Source organism: Fodinibius sp. Rm-B-1B1-1 (assembly GCF_038594945.1).
GTDB classification, from domain to species: domain Bacteria; phylum Bacteroidota; class Rhodothermia; order Balneolales; family Balneolaceae; genus Fodinibius; species Fodinibius alkaliphilus.
In genome coordinates this window covers 974,410-992,115 of sequence record NZ_JBCFYD010000002.1, presented here as the reverse complement: position 1 = coordinate 992,115, position 17,706 = coordinate 974,410, and the positions used below count along the sequence as shown (strand labels likewise).

The following is a 17,706-nucleotide window of genomic DNA, read 5'->3' as shown; positions in this document are numbered from 1 at the left end:
GTTAAGAGATCTTATTTTTTTCTAATCCTGCTAAGAGATTCGGGAGCGATGCCTATGTAAGAGGCGATAATGTGCTGTTTAATTCTTTTTTCAAGATCGGGATATCGCTTCAAAAAAGCGTGATACCGCTGCTCGGCATTCATTAATAAAAATTGGCGTTCCCGCTGTACTTTGGCCAGGTATCCTTTCTGCAGAAGAGTGACCAAAAAATTATTCCAACAGGGATCTTCTGGAAACAGTTGGCGAAATTTATCATAATCTACGGTCTCAATAACAGCATCCTCGAGTGCCTCAATAGAGTAGTGGGCCGGACTGTTTTCAATAATCGCATCATAAGCACTTAGCACCGAGTTAACATCAAAGAACCCCTTGGTGAATTGCATTCCATCCTCGGTGGTATAGAAATACCTGAATAGTCCCTGCTTTACAAAGGCAATGTTTCTGGAAATCCGCCCAGCCCGGACAAAGAAATCTCCCTTTTCAATATGTTTTACGGAAAGAAGATCGCGAAATTTGTTTTCCTGTTCAGCAGGAAGGTCCGTAATTGTTTTGATAAACGTTATAAATTCACTTTCTCTATTCATTTTTTTCTGCTTTCAATTTAAACCCCTGCTGTTCAACTACATTTTTCCAGTTATGTTTTAGATACCAGCTAAGCCAACCAATACCAGCAGTAAAAAGTAATATCCCAACCCAAGCATTTGAAATGTACGGTTCAGTTGTTTCCCATCTGCTATTGCTAAAAACAAACGTTTCATCAGCAATGATAAAAAACGAAGCAATACTATTGTTGGCAATATGAATCAAAATTGGAATGATTAAGGATCTTGTTTTTAGATATACAAGGCTGAGGACAACACCAGAAATAAATGCGCCCACCGGCTCCGAGTGTAGAATGCCAAAGATAACAGAAGAGATAACTATTGCCCAGCTATAGTTGTATTTAGCACCTATACGTTCAATCATAATACCCCTGAAAATTATTTCTTCCACTACTGGTGCAACAACCGTGATCATTCCCAAAAAGAGTACATATTGAAGCAATGTAGTCTCAGGGCCAAATTTAAATAGTTCAGTATTACTGAGCCAGTTTAAATAATTATCTGCAGCTCCCGCACTTATTTCATTCAAAACAAGAATAACCATCCATGCCACTCCAATTGAAATGATTATTAAGGGAATAGCAATAAATACTTGCGAAAGTTCGTCTGAGTCTCCTTTGACAATAAAGCTGAAAGGCTGATTAGTTTCCCGTAGTACCCAAATAATGAGTAAAAAGGGAGTTACATAAACAGCATAACTAATGATGATATTTTGCCAAGAGCTATCGAGGTCAAATTCATTCACGACAAGATAGGATCCAATAACCGAAAGAATAATAAAGAAGAGAATCGAAAAGAATCCTTTTTTAAGTGAGATTCTGCTAAAACGTTTTCGAATTCTCCTGATCCCTTGATTACCTGAATTTTTCATTTTTATATCTTGATAGAGTTATACGTCTAACTGTTGGTCGATGATTATTTGTGAAGACAAGCCTGTTAAATCACCTACGATTAGTTATTCATACTAAAACTCATAGTAGATATCTAAACCATAATATGCAAAAGTGGGAAGGGATATTATGTTACTCATAAAAGGGTAAAGATACCAGGGAATGTGCCATGCTCCGATCTATTAAGTGTTTTAATGGGGTAGTACGAGTTAAATGCCATTGGGATTATTTTTGGGATTCTGCTTTTCGGAAACCTTTGATAATAATACCAATAGGAATAATTGAAGTCCAAAATAAAGGAGTGGTAACAATAGAAGAGAGATTGGGATTATCAATATGAACGATGCTTAAAAAACCAAGTAATATCCCTAAGAGGAAGAAACCAAATATAATATATTGAAGGGATTGCCAATTAAAGTTTAATGATAAAACCTGTAATGAAAATGAATCCTTAGTCATAATGATTTCTAAAGTGTACCTAACGACTTTAATATTCCCCACCATTGAGCCCCTTAATATACAGGTTAAGTGGCTGTTATGATGTTTTAGAGATCGTAATCCATGAGTCCTTCCCAAAGGTTATGGTGTAAATAACATAGAAGGCCACCAGCAAGGTCAACAAATGGATGATAGATATTGTTGTTTGAAAACTGTCCAAAAGATATTCTGACCCAATCTCTGCAATTAATAATAGACCGAAGAGGGTAAATGCTTTGCTATAATACCGATTGCCTTGAATGTTAAGTTTAAGATTCTTCTTATCATTGAATTCAAAGTTTTTAGCATTACTGCTAAGCCGACCAACCTTGGCTTGAATGGTAATTTCATTGCTATCCAGCGATAGTGTTTGTTGGCTATCATTCTGTAAATCAGCAATGTGTTTATCATCAACAATAATAGAGTAGGATCGAAATCTATAGATTTGTTCTTTGGGGCGATTTAAAACCAATTCATTCATATGTAAATGATTAAATTTGCAAGAATAGCTAATCTTGGGGTATCCTTTAATAAAATAAATAGTAGATATCTAAAGCATTAAATGCAAAAGAAGAAAAAGGAATGCTATACCAATAAATGAAAGGGGGGCAATAGGATAGAGATATTTGCCGGAATCAATCAGGGATCAGGTGTTTTTTAATCTTTGTAGTGATTCGGGACTAACAAAGCTTTTAATAATTCTTTCTGTGCCATTCTCTTCAAAGCTTAATTCAACCAACCTGCCGAAATAGTTATTTTGACTAACCCCGTTGATATTCTGGATAATTATTTTGCTATCGGCCTGTGGCATATCACTTATAAAAAAGGGAGAATAAAGCCTAAGAAATGAAGCCCCATTTTCCTGGTCAATTAAATCTAATATTCTCAGGGATTTCGTAAATCGATAAATTGGCAAGATGAGAAAAAGGCTGATGATTCCTAAGCTGACAGAAATAATGTTTTCCGAAAATGCTTCAACAAAACCTATTTGGCTGGACTCTTTGATAAAATGGACAACAGCAAAAATTCCAAATATGTAAACAAGAACAGATAAGAAAACTACGTTGTAAACTAAAAAGCTGTTTGAAAGTTTTTGAGTATTCTTCATGATTGATGAATTATTTTAAAACGTCCAACGATATTGCGCAAAACCGGCCACGATCAAATTGTTGGATTGCTAAATAATGAGTGGAGAGTTAAAGGCCAGAAAACGACAGCTAACCCAATCACTAAAACCTTAATGTAAGAAGGTGTGGAACGCCTCGGCGTCCCCAGAAGACAATAGAACGTTATAGTTTTTTTGAATAAGACCTTTTAGAAAGAGAATAAGAGTAAAAATAAACCAAGTACCCAACATATGGCGAACACCTGATTAAATGTTGATTTATCTAATTCCTTCTCAATAAGCTTTGTAGCACCTGCAATGAGTAATGATGCTATGCCAGGAAAAATAATTATTCCGGTTGTTCTAAGAAGCCAATTTCCAACATTGAATGACTCTAACCTAAATTCTATAAAAATACTTATGGCTAAGCTTAGAAAAACAATTGTAGGCCAAAAATATTTATTCTTGATCATACCTAATTTGTGGTTCTCTAATTTATAGTTGTATACCTACCCTTAGTTTACTCATATTAGACTCATAGTAGATATTTAAACCTTAATAATCAAAGGAAGTAGAGGGGCGAGACACCTGTACTGTTTGGGTCAACAGCTATTGTCATTGTTCTGCGAACAACTCCTTAAGCTTCTCTTCGAGCTCATGACCATGAATGTCTTTCGCAATGATGACACCGTCCTCATCCACAAGAAAGTTTTTAGGGATTGCCGTGATGGAGTACTCTTGGGCAATTTTGTTGGAATACCCATCGACTGTAGATACATTGATCCAGATTCTGTTGTCCTCGTTAATCGCTCGAACCCATCGGTCTTTTTGATACTCAATACCAAAGCCGAAAATTTCGAACCCGGAGGGGTGGTACTGTTCATACATTCTTATTAAGTGATCACTTTCTGACCGACAGGGACCACACCAACTACCAAAAAAATCTATTAGGGTGTACTTGCCAAGATTATCATAAAGAGACCGCTCCATGCCAGATGTATCGGGGGCGACTATTTCTGAAACTTCGCCGCCGAGGGAAACCTGCTTTAAAATTCTAACTTTCTCTGATACCAGTTCTGCAACCTCAAGCCCTTTATGCTCTTCAGCAAAATCAGCGGCCAGCTGTTCATAGTAATCCAAATGTTTATCACCATTCCAGCGAACCATAGTCGGATAGATCGCGATTGAAGTTCCCATCTTCTTAACCGGATGTATTAGGGTATCACGATAAGCTGCTTCTGCCTTCAATACCCGGTCCCCAAGATTTTCAATTTGTTCAGCATCTTCCGGGTTATCTTCAGCAAGCAAATCGTCTAATTGTCCTCTTATGGGGTACACTGTTTCTTCCAAAACCTCCATTCTGAACGCCTCATATTCTTCAAAAAGTTCTGTGTCCGGCGAACCAGATACGTCATATTCCCTTTCAGAGGGAATATTCATTGTAATGTGTTGCCCAGAATCAGCAATGAAGGGTATTTGCAGGGAGTCATGAATACGCAATCGGTAATAATGAGGCTCAAGACTATAGGATGCTGAAAACGAACGGTCGGCATCTACCAACAAGGTATCCACGATATCAAACTGATTTGCGTTTAACCCCTTTGCTTGTTGCAGCAGCACATGCTCGGTATCGATGTTATTTAGGGTTCCTTCCACAGAAAATACCGTTTCATTTTGTTCCGTAGTACAGGAGAAACATAGTATTATTGAAGCCACCAGTGGTATGAGAGACGTCTTGGAAATCACGATATATTGATTATATGATATTAGAAATTGATTCAGCCAACAAAAGTGCACACCTATTCCATGTTTAACCCAATATAGATAATGCCTTGGAGGTCTTTACAAATATAAGGCTGTTATAGTTCGTTAAACCTTGCATAAAATGTTAGTGGCTGCAAAGTGTCATCGAAGAACTGCTGATGAATTTAATGATAATACATGTAGTAGGTTAGTAAGATTGCTAACATGTTGTATGTCCCATGAGCTATTATCGATGCCGTTAACCGTTTGGTATATAAGAATAACACGGTATAAGCAATAGTTGGAATTAAAATGTCAACCCATCCCAACGTATCTGACGGTAAATGTCCGATAGCAAAAAATGCAATTGATAATACGGCAGCAGTATATAGTCCAGTCTTTGGATTCTTAAATAGGTCTTTTAGTACATTAATGAAGTAACCTCGGTTAAAAATTTCTTCGGTGATACCACCCCCAATGACACCCAAGGCTATAAACGAAAACGTACCTACTAATGTACCATCAAACATTGAGAGCATTTGAGTGATATCTGCCCTTTCTGCTCCACCTGTATTGGGGATGATCCATCCGAATTGCAAAGCTGTCCAGATCAACCCGACTAATAATCCAAGGAGGCTATCGGTTTGCCAATGCTTGCCAGACCAACCGATATAATGGAAATCTTTATTTAATAATCCGAGTGAAAAATAGATTAATGAACCAACAGCAATAAGTTGGAAAAGTGCGATAAACAATAAGTTTACTCCTGTAAGACCACCGTTAATTTTTGTGATTCCAAAAAATAAGTTTGGGAGTGCAAATAGAATAAATCCTGCAACTATAGTAGAAATAAAAATAACAAGGGCTTTTTTCTTACTAATGGTTCTGTCGTCTATTTTTACCATTTAATGAATGCTTAGTTCTTTGATTAAAAGCCTCTACGGAATAATATTTTACGTTGTTGCATATACATGCCAGAAGGATTTTATGAGTTAATACATATGAAGAGCTATAAGCTTTGTTTACTCCATATAGAAATCATGGCAGGTATTTGAATCCTGAGATCCAAAAAGGGAAGAGTTACTCAGTAGTATGTTTTAGGCAGAGTATCTATATCACATCCGATGAAATATCCAACAATAGGATGGAGAGTTTAATTACTTTTGATCCAGCTTACGCTGTGTTAGGAAAGAAATCATCCATATAATTGCCCAGCCAACGCCCGCATACCACCATTGAAAACCCAGGAGGGTAGCCGTATTTATGGCATAAAGCAGGTGTGTAAACCAGTCAGGGGCTGATGTTTGGGTTTTATTCATCATATTCATAAACCCATCACCAAAATAGACCAAGAGTTTTGTAAACAGCAGTAATCCCGTATATCCCCATACAAGACCACTTAAAATGGTGTTAGATGTAAGAACGGCAGCAACAATTACGCCTGTTGCAAGAAGGTCAACGATCACATCTTTAAGCCAAGACATAAGAAACTATCCTTTGTTAGATGGTAATTCTAAAGCATCCAATTAAAGAATAGTAAGACTCTTTATCCAAACTAATTCACTGGAACTTTTTCCGATATCATCTCTGCGCATCGAACTCTTTAGGGTCCACCCGTCTTTGGGGGAAGTTGCATTAACGAGATACCCTTCGATATGAATAATATGTCCTTCTCGAAGATCATTTATCTTGTCACGAACAGCCTTAGTTGAGCCAATGAGATGCATATTTGAAGCATGTTGCCACATCTGCTGTTTTTCGAGGGGAGGGGCTGCCATTTCCCAGTAGAACGAGCGGTCGGATTGTCGGACCAGCAGAGAACTTAAATTCCGTTCATCAGACATCGGTCCCCAGCCTACCACAACATCGGTAGGGATAAGATCAGCATACTTATCAAAGTAGTAGTTTTTAATGGAAAGTACGCGGGCCTCAAGATTGATGGTTGCTTTAGGAGTAATCTTAAATCCTTTATAGGCAAATGTATCTGCATTATATGTGGCTTCCTGAACCGGAGTTTCAGGAGCTACTACACCCGGTCCATGCTCAACCGGTCGCGTATCCCAGTAATAATAGATGCCGCCTATCAGCAATACAATAAAAAGTAAATGTTTAATCATAATAGTGTCCCATTTCTATCATGTTTACATACTCAAGATAGTACAATCGCTGTTTGTTACAAGTTAAAATGGCTTTAAGAAGGTTAGGCCTTTCTAAAAATTGACCGAAATCCCTGCCTGCCAACTCCTTCCGGGAGCTGGCTCAAAATATCTTCCGCCAAAAGCATTTACCGAAACAGAACCGTTATATCGAGTATCAAAAATATTATCAATATTCATAAACGGCTGCACTTCAACGCTTTGGGAGCGAAATATTTCTTGAAAGCTAAATGAAGCATCAAAAACGTTATAGGCTTCATTTTCGGCTGTGTTGAGATTATCGGCCATATAACTACTTATATGCTTATAGGTTAGAGACAACGAAAAGTTCCCGGGTGTCCAGTGGAATTGGCTATTGAATCGAAAGGGAGCAATGCCAGGCACTTCATTGTCTGATAGTGATTCCCCTTGAGGAGTTTGCGCTTCTTTAAATGTAGCCTCGGTGATGGTTGTATTTCCTGATAGGGTTATATCTCGATGTACGTTCCAGCTGAGGGTTGCTTCCAGCCCGGTATGATGGGTTTTTCCCTGGTTTCGATAATAGGTGGGGCCATCGGTTTGGAGCTGATAGGGGAACAGCAAATCGTCGATCCAAAGTCGGTAAAACGTGAGGTCGTAGGTTAAGTTTTGTGGAAGAATGCTGCCTCTGATGCCTGTTTCAATACCGACTGTTTGCTCGGGCTTTAAGTTGGGATTAAAACCATTGCCACCACTCGGACGATTAACTAATTCAGTGGTAGTGGGTGCTTCAAATGAGGTGCTTAGATTGATAAATATGTTTTGATTCCCCGGCTGATAGTTTATGCCTACATTGGGACTTAACGACTCAAACGTACGACTTCCGGATTGGTCGGCGGTAGGGGCATCGGTATTAAAAGTGATACGGTCGTAGCGTAATCCGCCCAGGATATTAAAGTTGTTGATAGAATAGGTGGCTGTTGAAAACAACGCCTGATTCCAAACCTGCTCAACCTGATCGACGGTTGTAGCCCCTCGTCTGGCATCACCTACATTTTCAAACTCTTCACGATCATCATGTTGAAACTTGGTTTCGACACCTACTTTAACTTTGAGTTGTTCCCAATCTTTATCAAAAGTCGTTCGCAATCCACCCGCCGAACGTTGAACGGTAATAATTCCAAAGGGCAGGGGATTCGATAAATCACGATAAATGCCATAACCGGTAATATCGAGGGTGCCAGTATCGGTTTCAAGCATATATGAAACACCTGCTTGCTGTTGGGCTATCTGCTTACCGGCTCCTGCATCTACAAAAGAAGATACCGCATTGGTAGGATTATTTTGAGCATCCTGGGCCGTTAGGGCGCTCGGATGCTGAGCTTTGGGCATATTGATAGTGGCTGCCTGGTATTGGAGCCGGCTCTTGGAAGTGAGGTTGACAGATCCGGTAATGCCTGACCGAAATACCTGGGCAGCACTGTAATCCCGAAAACCATCCGTGTTTAAATAGCTTGTGTATCCATTAACCTGGTGGTTGGAGCCCGAAACGGAAAATTGTCCCTCAACTTTCTGGGTGCCATAGGATCCCGCCATCGTTTTCAATCTAAGATTACTCCCTTCATTAGATGGAGGGTTTGTTGACAGATATAATACGCCACCACTGCTGTTTCCCCAATAAGTAGCCGCAGGCCCCCGTAGTAATTCGGCCCGACGAATAAAGGCCGGATCAACGATATTGAGCATCGTTTGTCCATCGGCAACGGTAAGTGGCATGTCGTTTAATACCACCTGTACGCCCCGAACGCCAAAAGCAGCACGCCATCCCACCCCTCGAATTGTTAGTCGTTCTCCTAAGGCATAATTTTGTCGATCACTAACCCAAATGCCCGGCATTTGCTGACTTATATCTTCGAGTGAGAGGGTAGCACTGCCATTAATTTCATTCAGATCTTTTGATAGGGTGCTCAATGCTACAGGGGCTTCTGCCGAAGTTACCACGGAGTGCATCGCGGTAACTTCGATAGGATCCAGATCCACCTTTAAACTATCATCGACTTCTTGGGCAATAATAGCCGCAGGGCTCAAGAGGAAACAAAAAAATAATAGAACTAAAAAAGAGTTGTTGCTATCTGTTCTTTTATTAAGGCAAAATGGTAAAAGTTGATTGATCATAACTATGGTCAAAGGTTTAAAACATCAGCGAATTCAGTGGTGACAACAAAGGGAAATAAAAAGGCATTCCTTTTAAAGGGTAATGTCAGCAATAAATTTTCTTACATTTTCGACAAATATTTACTTCTTTCATGTAACACAGATAGGGGAAATGACGTACTTGTATGGTGATGAGAAATATTATTAAACATCTGCATAAAAACTACTTCGAAGTTGCGGCTTTTAGCATAGGCCTGATCTTGCTGGCTTTCATGGATCCTAATACGACAACAGGTCCGGGATTATGTCTGTTGGAAAACTTGGGATTTCAATATTGTCCGGGAGATGGATTGGGGCATTCCATATCATTTTTCTTTCGAGGTGAGTTTAGTAATGCATTGCAATCCAATATATTAGGACCTTTTGCCGTATTTATTATAGGTGGAAGAATTATATATATAGTATATAAAAACAGTTTAAATCATAACAAAATATTATAAGTATTATGGCTAATGTAATTGATTATTTACCAGAGCTTGAAGGGGATGAAGCCGCCTATATTTCCAAGGTGATGGAATCGATGGATGAGAAGACAGCTGATCGCTTTACCAGGGTGTATCGAGCGCGGAGAAAAGATCCACAAACTGTTTTATTAACAGCACTTGTTGGATTTTTTGGCGTAGCCGGTATCCATCGATTTATCGTTGGCCAATTGGGGATGGGACTATTGTATCTCTTTACTGCAGGACTCTGCTTTATCGGAACCATTGTGGATGTCATCAATTACAAGAACTTGGCCTTTGAGTATAACCGAGAAGTGGCCCGCGATGCTGTCTCATTAATTCAATAACAAGCATCAGGGGTTACAGACCAAATATCCGATTTACATTAAATCCAAACCGGAAATCACCGGCCCAGAATTGTTCTCGATTTTGGGCCATTACATATTGTTCCAAATGCCAGCGGGTAGAGGTAAAGAACATCTGAAAAACATGTCCACCAGTTTGGATATTAAGTCCAAGCGAAAATGCGTTATTTGTATCGGGATTTTTATCTCCCAGTACTGGATAATATTCTGTAATTAACGAATAACGTTCTGATAGATTAATCTGGGCACCCATTCCCACGGCAAATAGGTTGTTTACATTTCCTGCCGCTACGGTACTAAAATGTCCATACATGGGCGACAGCTGCAGACGTAGCTGTTCATTTAGTTTTTTGGATACTATAGCCGATACCAACGTGCTGATATCATCTTCGAAAGGTTGACGATTTTCTTGTGTTATGATTCCCAGATCCCCCTTGAGTGATATACTTAGTGGCACTTCACCATTGGTATTTTGGCGTAACAAGGCGTATTTAGTTCGTAAATCAACAACGTTAAACAGGGAAGAACGACCAATCCCAACCGACCATTTATCAGAAAGCCCAATATCAATCCCAAGACGCACATTTTGAATATTATCTAACCCAAAGAAATTTTGGATGGGTCTCGTCGTAGCAATCCCAAAACTGTGCATGATCGTTACATTTAAATTACCGCCTTCGAGCTGTTCAGTAGTGGCTTGAGAAACAAGGGTAGGAGTCCAAAATGTTTCTACAGGTTCTACGACTCTGGCCCGCTCCCTTTCCATTTGAGCTTTGCTTGGCACAATAGATACGAGCAAAAAGAATAAAAGGAGTACGGTTGATTTCTTTGAAGTCATAGCAAATAGATTAAACAGGGGTTAAGGTCGCTGATATCGACACATCTATCATTTCGCTAACACGATAAAATAAAATACCGGGTGGTTCAATATTATAATCCTCCATGTTGAGGGTCCACGAAGCGTTTATTTTCAGGCCATTGGGAGTCTTTTTAAGCGTGCCAGTAATAGAAGTCTTGTTCGAAACCCCGTGAACCGTAAATTCTCCTTCTACCGTTACGTCTTGCGGATCAGTATTTTCCAAATCAATTTCTGAATTAATTTTGCCATAGAACTCAGCAAAAGGGTGTTTCTCAGCTTCCAGAGTTCGTAACATATCATTATCACGTTTATTAATTCCGGTTTTTAACGTGTTCACGTCTACATAAAAATCTACGATACTATCGGAGAAAGTAATTTTACCTACCAAATGATCTGACTCTCCGGTAAAGGAATGCAGGGGAACTGAAGAATCAAATTCAACATGTCCTTTTTCAGTCATATAGCTTTGCGATTGTCCAGATGCCACAGTTGGAGAGCATAACAGGCCAATAAATATGATCAATATGAAAGTCAATTTATTCATCATAAATTTCTGTTATTGGTGAGTTTTGGGATTAGTTGTCAGGAGCCCCATCTTCAATCCAGGCCCTGATAGAATCAATATCTGCCTGAGATAACGGGTCACGTTGGTAGGGCATACGTTCACCTCTTTCAGGACTGGGTTCAATTTTATCAATAAGCGGACTTTCATCAGGGTTATCGGGATTGATAACCAGCTCCTGATATTGGTTGCCCTCACTGTTAACAGCATTTTGATACGAACTCAAATTAACACCACTTTCCTGCGTGCCGGAGTCGTGACAACCACTTGTAGCACAATTGCCTTGAAAGATAAGCTCTATATCCTGAGAATAACTAACATTTCGATTTGGATCAGGGTCTGGATCAGGATCGGGGTCCGGTCCGGTGCTGGAATCTCCACCACATCCCGATAGCAGTAACCCAAACGAAATAATTAATGTCCCAAAGAATGCTTTATAACTTCGTCGGCTAATAGTACAAAACCTATTATCTTTTTTTGAGAATATTGTTGTACTCATAATTGTGCCCTGATTTTAATTTACATTTATGCCGCTCGATTAGGGAAGATTGTAGTTAACTGAAAAAAGTGATCCCATGGAGTATAGCTTTACATTACCCCAACCCACTTCCTGGATGGGTACTTTTAAAAAGGGTTCTATACGAATGCTCATATTGTTACTGATATCCTGTTCAAATCCCACTGAAACCATAGCATTACTCATCCAGTGACGAGTACCAGTGCGCTCTTGCCAACGGTCTGGCTGACCAGAACTGTTATAACCACTGTATTTAAATTGATATTCTTCATTCAGCATAATGTAAGACGAGACCCCGCCTGAGGCATATAATCGGGAATGGTCAAAATGTAGAACGTTATATTTTAAGCTGATGGGGATGTCTATAATCAAACACTGAGCGATCGTCTCATCAGGAACAGCACCATACGACCAGTAGCCTTCGGGCGGACTATAATCATTTCCACGAGCTGTGTACTGTACTTTTGAATGGATAGCTCCAGCTGATAGAGAAAGATTCCGGGAAATAGCGTATTCAACCGAAAGCCCCAGCTTATAACCCGGATTGTGGAAGTTAGAAATTCCTCCAACAGTACTTATATCAGGTCCCCCCATGATACCAACCGTAAATTTAGATTGTGAACGTGGGGCCAACTCTGTTTGGCTATTTAAACCGCCCGGAGCACGATTTTCATTAGTACTAATACCTTTATTTGAGGAAAAATCACGTTGATTATAAACCGACTCTAAACTCTTGGCAGAATGATTGAGAGCTTCTCTATCTACATCAATTTCAGATGTATAAGCAAGTAAGCTGCCTGTGATTAGAGGAGGAGGTTCTGATAGGTCCGCCAAACCTATTGTCTGTTGTACACGTGGAGAGGTTGCCCCCTCATTTTCTGACGTACCAGCATCATCTGAGGTACTATTTTGAAAGTGATCTACGAACCCATCCGACTCTTGGTTATCATTAGCCCCTTCATCAGAAGCCGATTGAGATTCGTTACCCGGAGTTGAAAAATCAAAAAGGTCATCAACTAAAATATTAAATGGAGGATTTTCTGGATTCGTGACCCGCTCATTGGTTGTTAATCGTTCATTTAGTTGATTGATCTTTTGCTGCTGTTGATAAGTAACATAAGCTAATATCGAAAATAGAAATACCAGTGCTGCAGCAACTGCATAACGTTTCCAAAAGCTCTTTTTACTATGATCAATTGCATCGAGCTGACCCTCAAGCTTGAGCCAATCTTCTTCCCGGTATTGTATGTCATAATCCTGGAGCTTCTTTTCGAAAAACTCTTCCAAAGGATCATTATGTTTTTTGTTTGCCATAACGTTAGATAAAACTTTTCTCTATTATTGCCTGCAGATTTTTCTTGGCTTTGGATAGGTTTGATTTAGACGTCCCAACAGCAATACCAAGCATTTTAGCAATTTCTTTATGTTTAAATCCTTCAATTACATAGAGATTAAAAACCGTCCGGTATGCAGGTGACAACTGTTGAACCATCCCAATGATTTCATCATACGATATACCACTTAGGATTTCCTCTTTTTTAGCTTGTTTATGTTCAACCGATTCGAAATCTGTTTTTTCAACCTCACTTTGTGTTTTGTGGTAATGATTGATCGCGGTGTTAACAATAACTCTGCGTAGCCAAGGTTTAAAAGGACGGTTTATATCATATTTGTCGATGTTAGAATAAACTTTCATAAACGCATCATTAAGTACTTCAACAGCTTCTTCTCTCGAGTTGGTATACCTCAGCGTAATGCTCATGCCATAGGCATAAAACGTTTTGTAAAGCTCCTTTTGACTTTTCCGCTGCCTCTTACGACAGCCTTTTATGATATCGTCAATCAAGATTGAACCTATCCCGTTATAATTTTCCGCTCTCAATTAATGATACAAGGATTTTAGACAAATGGTTGCCTCGGAAATGAAATTAATTTTAAACGGGAGTAGGACACTAAGGAGGGATGGGTAAAATAAGAAGCTCCCAACCGGTCAAGGCTGGGAGCTTTTTCTTTAGGGCATTTGGAGCTTAGAAACTCCAAATTGTTGCTCTTCCACTCGGCTACTACGATTACCAAACGGTTTTGTTACACCAGAATCATCATAAAATTTTTAACTTCAGATATTGTTATTCCTAATACGGAGACCGTATATTGAGCACTCAAAAATTTTAACATAATCGTTTTTATGAGATCCGGAAATCCAACGCTTAGCGAAAAGACATTCCAAAATATTGATAGCACAACCAGTACTTCTGAAGGAGCCATGACGGTCAGCGGTACAATTAATAAAACAGGCATGCTTTTCCTCGTTTTATTAATAGGTGCCACTATTAGCTGGTATCAACCTTCACAGCTATTTATATGGGGCGGCGCCATCGGAGGTTTTATTTTGGCAATGGTTACCATCTTCAAAAAAGAATGGTCACCGTTTACAGCTCCTGCTTACGCCGGGCTTGAAGGCTTATTTTTGGGCGGCATTTCCGTCATGTACGAAGCAGCATATTCAGGAATTGTTTATAACGCCATCTTATTAACACTCGGCGTTTTTGCTGCTATGCTTATTGCCTATCGCTCGGGTTGGATCAACGTTACACAGAAATTCCGAACAGGAGTTATGGCAGCAACCGGGGGCATCTTTTTAGTATATATTGCCAGTTTTGTCTTAAGCTTTTTCGGAATTAACATCAGCTTAATCCACGGTAATGGGCTTATGGGTATTGGGTTTAGCTTAATTATCGTTGGAGTAGCAGCGCTTAACCTGGCACTTGATTTTGATATGATTGAAAAAGGGGCAGAAGCTCGAGCTCCTAAATATTTCGAATGGTATACTTCATTTGGACTCATGATTACACTTGTCTGGCTTTATATCGAAATGCTTCGACTGTTGTCTAAAATACAGCAGCGTTAATTACTTTAGGAGTTACTCATTTTGTTTAAGAATAGATTTATACCTCTATCCCGAAGTGAATTTATCGGCGGCCTTCTGTTATTGTTGATAGTTACTTTTTTAGTTGCTGGATTGCGATGGGCTGTATTGTATAATGGCGAAGCTATTTCACCAAAAGGAACAGCCCATCTATATTTAGAAGAAACAACTGATCTCGGGGAATTATCGAGTATACTGGCTGACCCATCCTACATCACCAGTGAGGAGGAGCTAAAATGGGCCGCGAACTTGCTGGGATGGAGAACGTTTCAAAGCGGCCACTACTTAATTGATAAACCATATGGATACGAGGAATTCCTTTCAAAATTAGCACGCGGCATTCAAGATCCCGTCAATGTTACAATATTACCAGGTCGACCCGAGGGAGATATTGTCCAACGCGTAGCTAATCAACTCAAATTTGACTCCCTATCTTTTCATCAAACTGTTCGAGATTCGAGCCTTTTAGCAGAACTCAATTTAGCCCCTAAAGATGTTATCGGCCGACTTTATCCCAACACCTATTCCGTATATTGGACCATTACTCCTAATGATTTCTTCAAACGTATCTACAGGGAGTTTAATAAAGCCATAATTGAAAAGCACCAACAGCAATTTAGTGAATTGGACCGATCTGTTGATGAAATTGTGACGTTGGCCTCAATCGTTGAATGGGAAGCCCAAAACCGGGAAGAGAAGAAGACTATCAGTGGCTTATACTGGAATCGACTGAACAGGGGAATGCGTCTGCAGGCCGATCCGACAGTGAACTTTGCTGTAGGGGAACGTCGTCGTTTGTTATATGACGATTACCGCATTGACCATCCCTATAATACATATCAGTACCGGGGTTTGCCCCCGGGACCTATTACTAATCCCGATGCTGAATCTATAAAAGCAGCCTTATATCCCGAAGACCATGACTACCTTTACATGGTGGCTACACCTGATGGGGAACACGCCTTTTCGAAGACCTTTGAAGAGCACAAACAGAAAAGTGCTAAGTGGCGGCAATGGCTACAGGAACAATACCGCATTAAGCGTATGAAGGAGCAAAATTCAGATTAATCCTGTTTTAAAACAGGCCGTATCCCACCTTTAGAGATCTCGAATATTTTAACTTCTTGATTGATGTGTGTTCCTTTAAAATCAATATTGCTAATCAAGCCTTCGTATTTTCCCTGTTGTTTTAATGCATTTTTTAAATAAACGGGATTACCAATGCGATTAAGTGTTTGCAACACATAACTGGCAACGTCATACCCAATCATGGCAAAGCGATCAGGCTCAGTGTCAAACCGCTGTTTATACCGTTTTTTAAACTGTGTAACAGCTTCATTTTTTTGGTTGACATAGTAACTTTCCGAAAAGTAGATAGGCTGATTTTCAAGCTGGATTTCCGGGATATCAAAATTGCCCCATTCCTGGGAACCCAAAACAGGTATATTGCTACCCATAGCCTCTAAATCGACTAACAATAACTCCGCAAGGGTAGAGGCAGCCTGTCCTGTAAATGGCGCATAGATACCATCCAGATAATGGTAATTGCCCAAGCTATCAATTTTTGTACTGTCAGTGGTAAAGTATTTGGTATAATCAGTAAGGTCGAATCCTTGAGATTTTAAATCCTCAACAAAAAAATACGAAACCTTTGCTCCCAGCTTTTCAGCTCGTTCACGGAAAGCAAAAGCCGAGGCTTCCCCTAAAGAGTTTTTCTCTGCCAATACGGCTAAGGTATCCATGCTAAGGCTCTGCACCGCATATTCTGCCATTTTCCGTCCGTGAGAAGTAAAGGTAGGATTTACTTGATAAACATACGGATTGTCGACGTTCAACGTATCAGAGTTTGCCAGAGGAGCAATAAGCGGAATTTGATATTGTTCGGCCAAGCCTGCCATTACCTGGGCGGGTTCAGAAAACAAGGGACCCAAAATGGCATCTACATTATAATTCCAGGCTAAGTTAGTCATTGCATGTCCTGCTGAATCCATGTTTGCTGCCGTATTCTGATGCCGAATAAAGGCTTTTTTATCAGCATGTTGTCGATTGAATTCCTCAGCGGCTAATACGTATCCAAAATGAAGCCCTTGGGCAACCTGCAACTCAGAACCAGCATTTTCATGCGCAGGAAGGGCGGCCCCGATATCATAGATAATTCCTTGTGGAGTTTCAGTCCGTCGACCATACCGTTGTTCTGTAGCATAATTTACTGAATCAGAAATAACTTCACGCAACTCTCGCATGGCATTACTGGCGGTATCAATCTTTGTTTTAACCAGCTGATCGTACAGCGTGCGTGCATCTTTAAGTGGAACTTTCCCAATAACTGATTCGATCAGATCGAACTTTGTTTGAGGTGATTTTGCTTGTTGAAATGCCTTTTTACGTTGATCGAGCGTTAAAAAGGCAAGAATTTCATTATAAAGCTGACGTCCATCGTTTACCACCTGTGTTTGAACTTCGTTCTGCTGCAAGTCGTAAAGCTGATTTAATGCATCGCCATAAAGTCCAAGCTGGAAGTTAACCAAGGCTGAGGTAAATTGCGCTTCCAGATAAATATCGTCATTTGATTGCTGATCAACCTGATTTAAATATGTTTTAGCTGTTAGGTATTGTCCGAGGCTATAATATGCTTTCCCCGAATACAGTCGTGCTTCAGGAGTTTCCAGACTGTTAAAAACTTGTACCGCATCTTCAAACTGCCCCTGTTGATAATATTCTACACCTTCATCAAAAGATTGAGCCAAAGTTACTGCAGGCCATACCGTTAAGATCGCGATGATCACAAAAAAGAATGCATAGAAAAAGTTTCGAATCGAAGTGTTCATAATAATCTGTCAGCTAATAGTTTTATAAGCAGTATGCATTATACTAACTCTCTTGATCCAT

General features: G+C 39.8%; 19 protein-coding genes. 4 read left to right on the top strand and 15 right to left on the bottom strand.

Features of this window, described 5'->3' with window-relative positions; all coding sequences use genetic code 11:
• Positions 1 to 11 precede the first annotated feature (11 nt).
• The 9 genes from AAFH98_RS11685 to AAFH98_RS11645 all read right to left on the bottom strand — a co-directional run bounded on the left by AAFH98_RS11685 (position 12) and on the right by AAFH98_RS11645 (position 9,019).
• Positions 12 to 584, bottom strand: coding sequence for a Crp/Fnr family transcriptional regulator (locus tag AAFH98_RS11685; RefSeq protein WP_342522896.1), 573 nt, complete (start codon positions 582 to 584; stop codon positions 12 to 14).
• Positions 577 to 1,473 (bottom strand): CPBP family intramembrane glutamic endopeptidase, encoded by an 897-nt coding sequence (locus tag AAFH98_RS11680; RefSeq protein ID WP_342522895.1) that lies wholly within the window; start codon positions 1,471 to 1,473, stop codon positions 577 to 579. Before AAFH98_RS11680 ends, AAFH98_RS11685 begins: the two co-directional genes overlap by 8 nt.
• A gap of 554 nt (positions 1,474 to 2,027) precedes the next feature.
• Complete coding sequence (locus tag AAFH98_RS11675) at positions 2,028 to 2,450, bottom strand: hypothetical protein (protein WP_342522894.1); 423 nt, start codon at positions 2,448 to 2,450, stop codon at positions 2,028 to 2,030.
• 165 nt (positions 2,451 to 2,615) lie between these two features.
• On the bottom strand, positions 2,616 to 3,077 hold the full coding sequence (locus tag AAFH98_RS11670; RefSeq protein WP_342522893.1) for a hypothetical protein: 462 nt from the start codon (positions 3,075 to 3,077) through the stop codon (positions 2,616 to 2,618).
• Positions 3,078 to 3,689: 612 nt separating this feature from the next.
• Entirely contained in the window at positions 3,690 to 4,730 is a 1,041-nt protein-coding gene (locus AAFH98_RS11665) for a TlpA family protein disulfide reductase (RefSeq protein WP_342522892.1), read from the bottom strand.
• A 272-nt stretch (positions 4,731 to 5,002) separates the two neighbouring features.
• The gene (locus tag AAFH98_RS11660) at positions 5,003 to 5,722 is read right to left on the bottom strand and encodes a CPBP family intramembrane glutamic endopeptidase (RefSeq protein ID WP_342522891.1); all 720 of its coding nucleotides are present in this window, start codon (positions 5,720 to 5,722) and stop codon (positions 5,003 to 5,005) included.
• Positions 5,723 to 5,974: 252 nt separating this feature from the next.
• A complete protein-coding gene (locus AAFH98_RS11655) occupies positions 5,975 to 6,301 on the bottom strand; it encodes a hypothetical protein (RefSeq protein WP_342522890.1) in 327 nt (108 codons plus the stop codon).
• 42 nt (positions 6,302 to 6,343) lie between these two features.
• Positions 6,344 to 6,934, bottom strand: coding sequence for a hypothetical protein (locus AAFH98_RS11650; RefSeq protein WP_342522889.1), 591 nt, complete (start codon positions 6,932 to 6,934; stop codon positions 6,344 to 6,346).
• Positions 6,935 to 7,027: 93 nt separating this feature from the next.
• Positions 7,028 to 9,019, bottom strand: coding sequence for a TonB-dependent receptor family protein (locus AAFH98_RS11645; protein ID WP_342522888.1), 1,992 nt, complete (start codon positions 9,017 to 9,019; stop codon positions 7,028 to 7,030).
• A gap of 257 nt (positions 9,020 to 9,276) precedes the next feature.
• Between AAFH98_RS11645 and AAFH98_RS11640 the strand changes: the two genes are divergently transcribed.
• Positions 9,277 to 9,585 carry a DUF2752 domain-containing protein gene (locus tag AAFH98_RS11640; RefSeq protein ID WP_342522887.1) on the top strand — a complete coding sequence of 103 codons (309 nt, stop codon included), beginning with the start codon at positions 9,277 to 9,279 and terminating at the stop codon, positions 9,583 to 9,585.
• 5 nt (positions 9,586 to 9,590) lie between these two features.
• The gene (locus AAFH98_RS11635; protein WP_342522886.1) at positions 9,591 to 9,935 is read left to right on the top strand and encodes a TM2 domain-containing protein; all 345 of its coding nucleotides are present in this window, start codon (positions 9,591 to 9,593) and stop codon (positions 9,933 to 9,935) included.
• 13 nt (positions 9,936 to 9,948) lie between these two features.
• Here AAFH98_RS11635 and AAFH98_RS11630 read toward each other — a convergent pair whose 3' ends face one another.
• From AAFH98_RS11630 to AAFH98_RS11610, 5 genes are all read right to left on the bottom strand, one after another.
• Entirely contained in the window at positions 9,949 to 10,791 is an 843-nt protein-coding gene (locus AAFH98_RS11630; RefSeq protein ID WP_342522885.1) for a DUF5777 family beta-barrel protein, read from the bottom strand.
• 10 nt (positions 10,792 to 10,801) lie between these two features.
• Entirely contained in the window at positions 10,802 to 11,272 is a 471-nt protein-coding gene (locus tag AAFH98_RS11625) for a YceI family protein (RefSeq protein WP_342522884.1), read from the bottom strand.
• 115 nt (positions 11,273 to 11,387) lie between these two features.
• On the bottom strand, positions 11,388 to 11,873 hold the full coding sequence (locus AAFH98_RS11620) for a c-type cytochrome domain-containing protein (RefSeq protein WP_342522883.1): 486 nt from the start codon (positions 11,871 to 11,873) through the stop codon (positions 11,388 to 11,390).
• 39 nt (positions 11,874 to 11,912) lie between these two features.
• A complete protein-coding gene (locus AAFH98_RS11615; protein ID WP_342522882.1) occupies positions 11,913 to 13,205 on the bottom strand; it encodes a hypothetical protein in 1,293 nt (430 codons plus the stop codon).
• 4 nt (positions 13,206 to 13,209) lie between these two features.
• Entirely contained in the window at positions 13,210 to 13,737 is a 528-nt protein-coding gene (locus AAFH98_RS11610; protein WP_342522881.1) for an RNA polymerase sigma factor, read from the bottom strand.
• 339 nt (positions 13,738 to 14,076) lie between these two features.
• On the opposite strand from AAFH98_RS11610, the gene AAFH98_RS11605 reads away from it, so the two are divergent.
• Together AAFH98_RS11605 and mltG are read left to right on the top strand one after the other, a co-directional pair.
• Positions 14,077 to 14,799 carry a Bax inhibitor-1/YccA family protein gene (locus AAFH98_RS11605; protein WP_342522880.1) on the top strand — a complete coding sequence of 241 codons (723 nt, stop codon included), beginning with the start codon at positions 14,077 to 14,079 and terminating at the stop codon, positions 14,797 to 14,799.
• Between the two features lie 21 nt (positions 14,800 to 14,820).
• Complete coding sequence (mltG, locus tag AAFH98_RS11600) at positions 14,821 to 15,885, top strand: endolytic transglycosylase MltG (protein WP_342522879.1); 1,065 nt, start codon at positions 14,821 to 14,823, stop codon at positions 15,883 to 15,885.
• On the opposite strand, the gene AAFH98_RS11595 is transcribed toward mltG, so the two are convergent.
• Positions 15,882 to 17,645 carry an ABC transporter substrate-binding protein gene (locus AAFH98_RS11595; protein ID WP_342522878.1) on the bottom strand — a complete coding sequence of 588 codons (1,764 nt, stop codon included), beginning with the start codon at positions 17,643 to 17,645 and terminating at the stop codon, positions 15,882 to 15,884. The two genes, mltG and AAFH98_RS11595, sit on opposite strands and share 4 nt — an antisense overlap.
• Between the last annotated feature and the right edge of the window lie 61 nt (positions 17,646 to 17,706).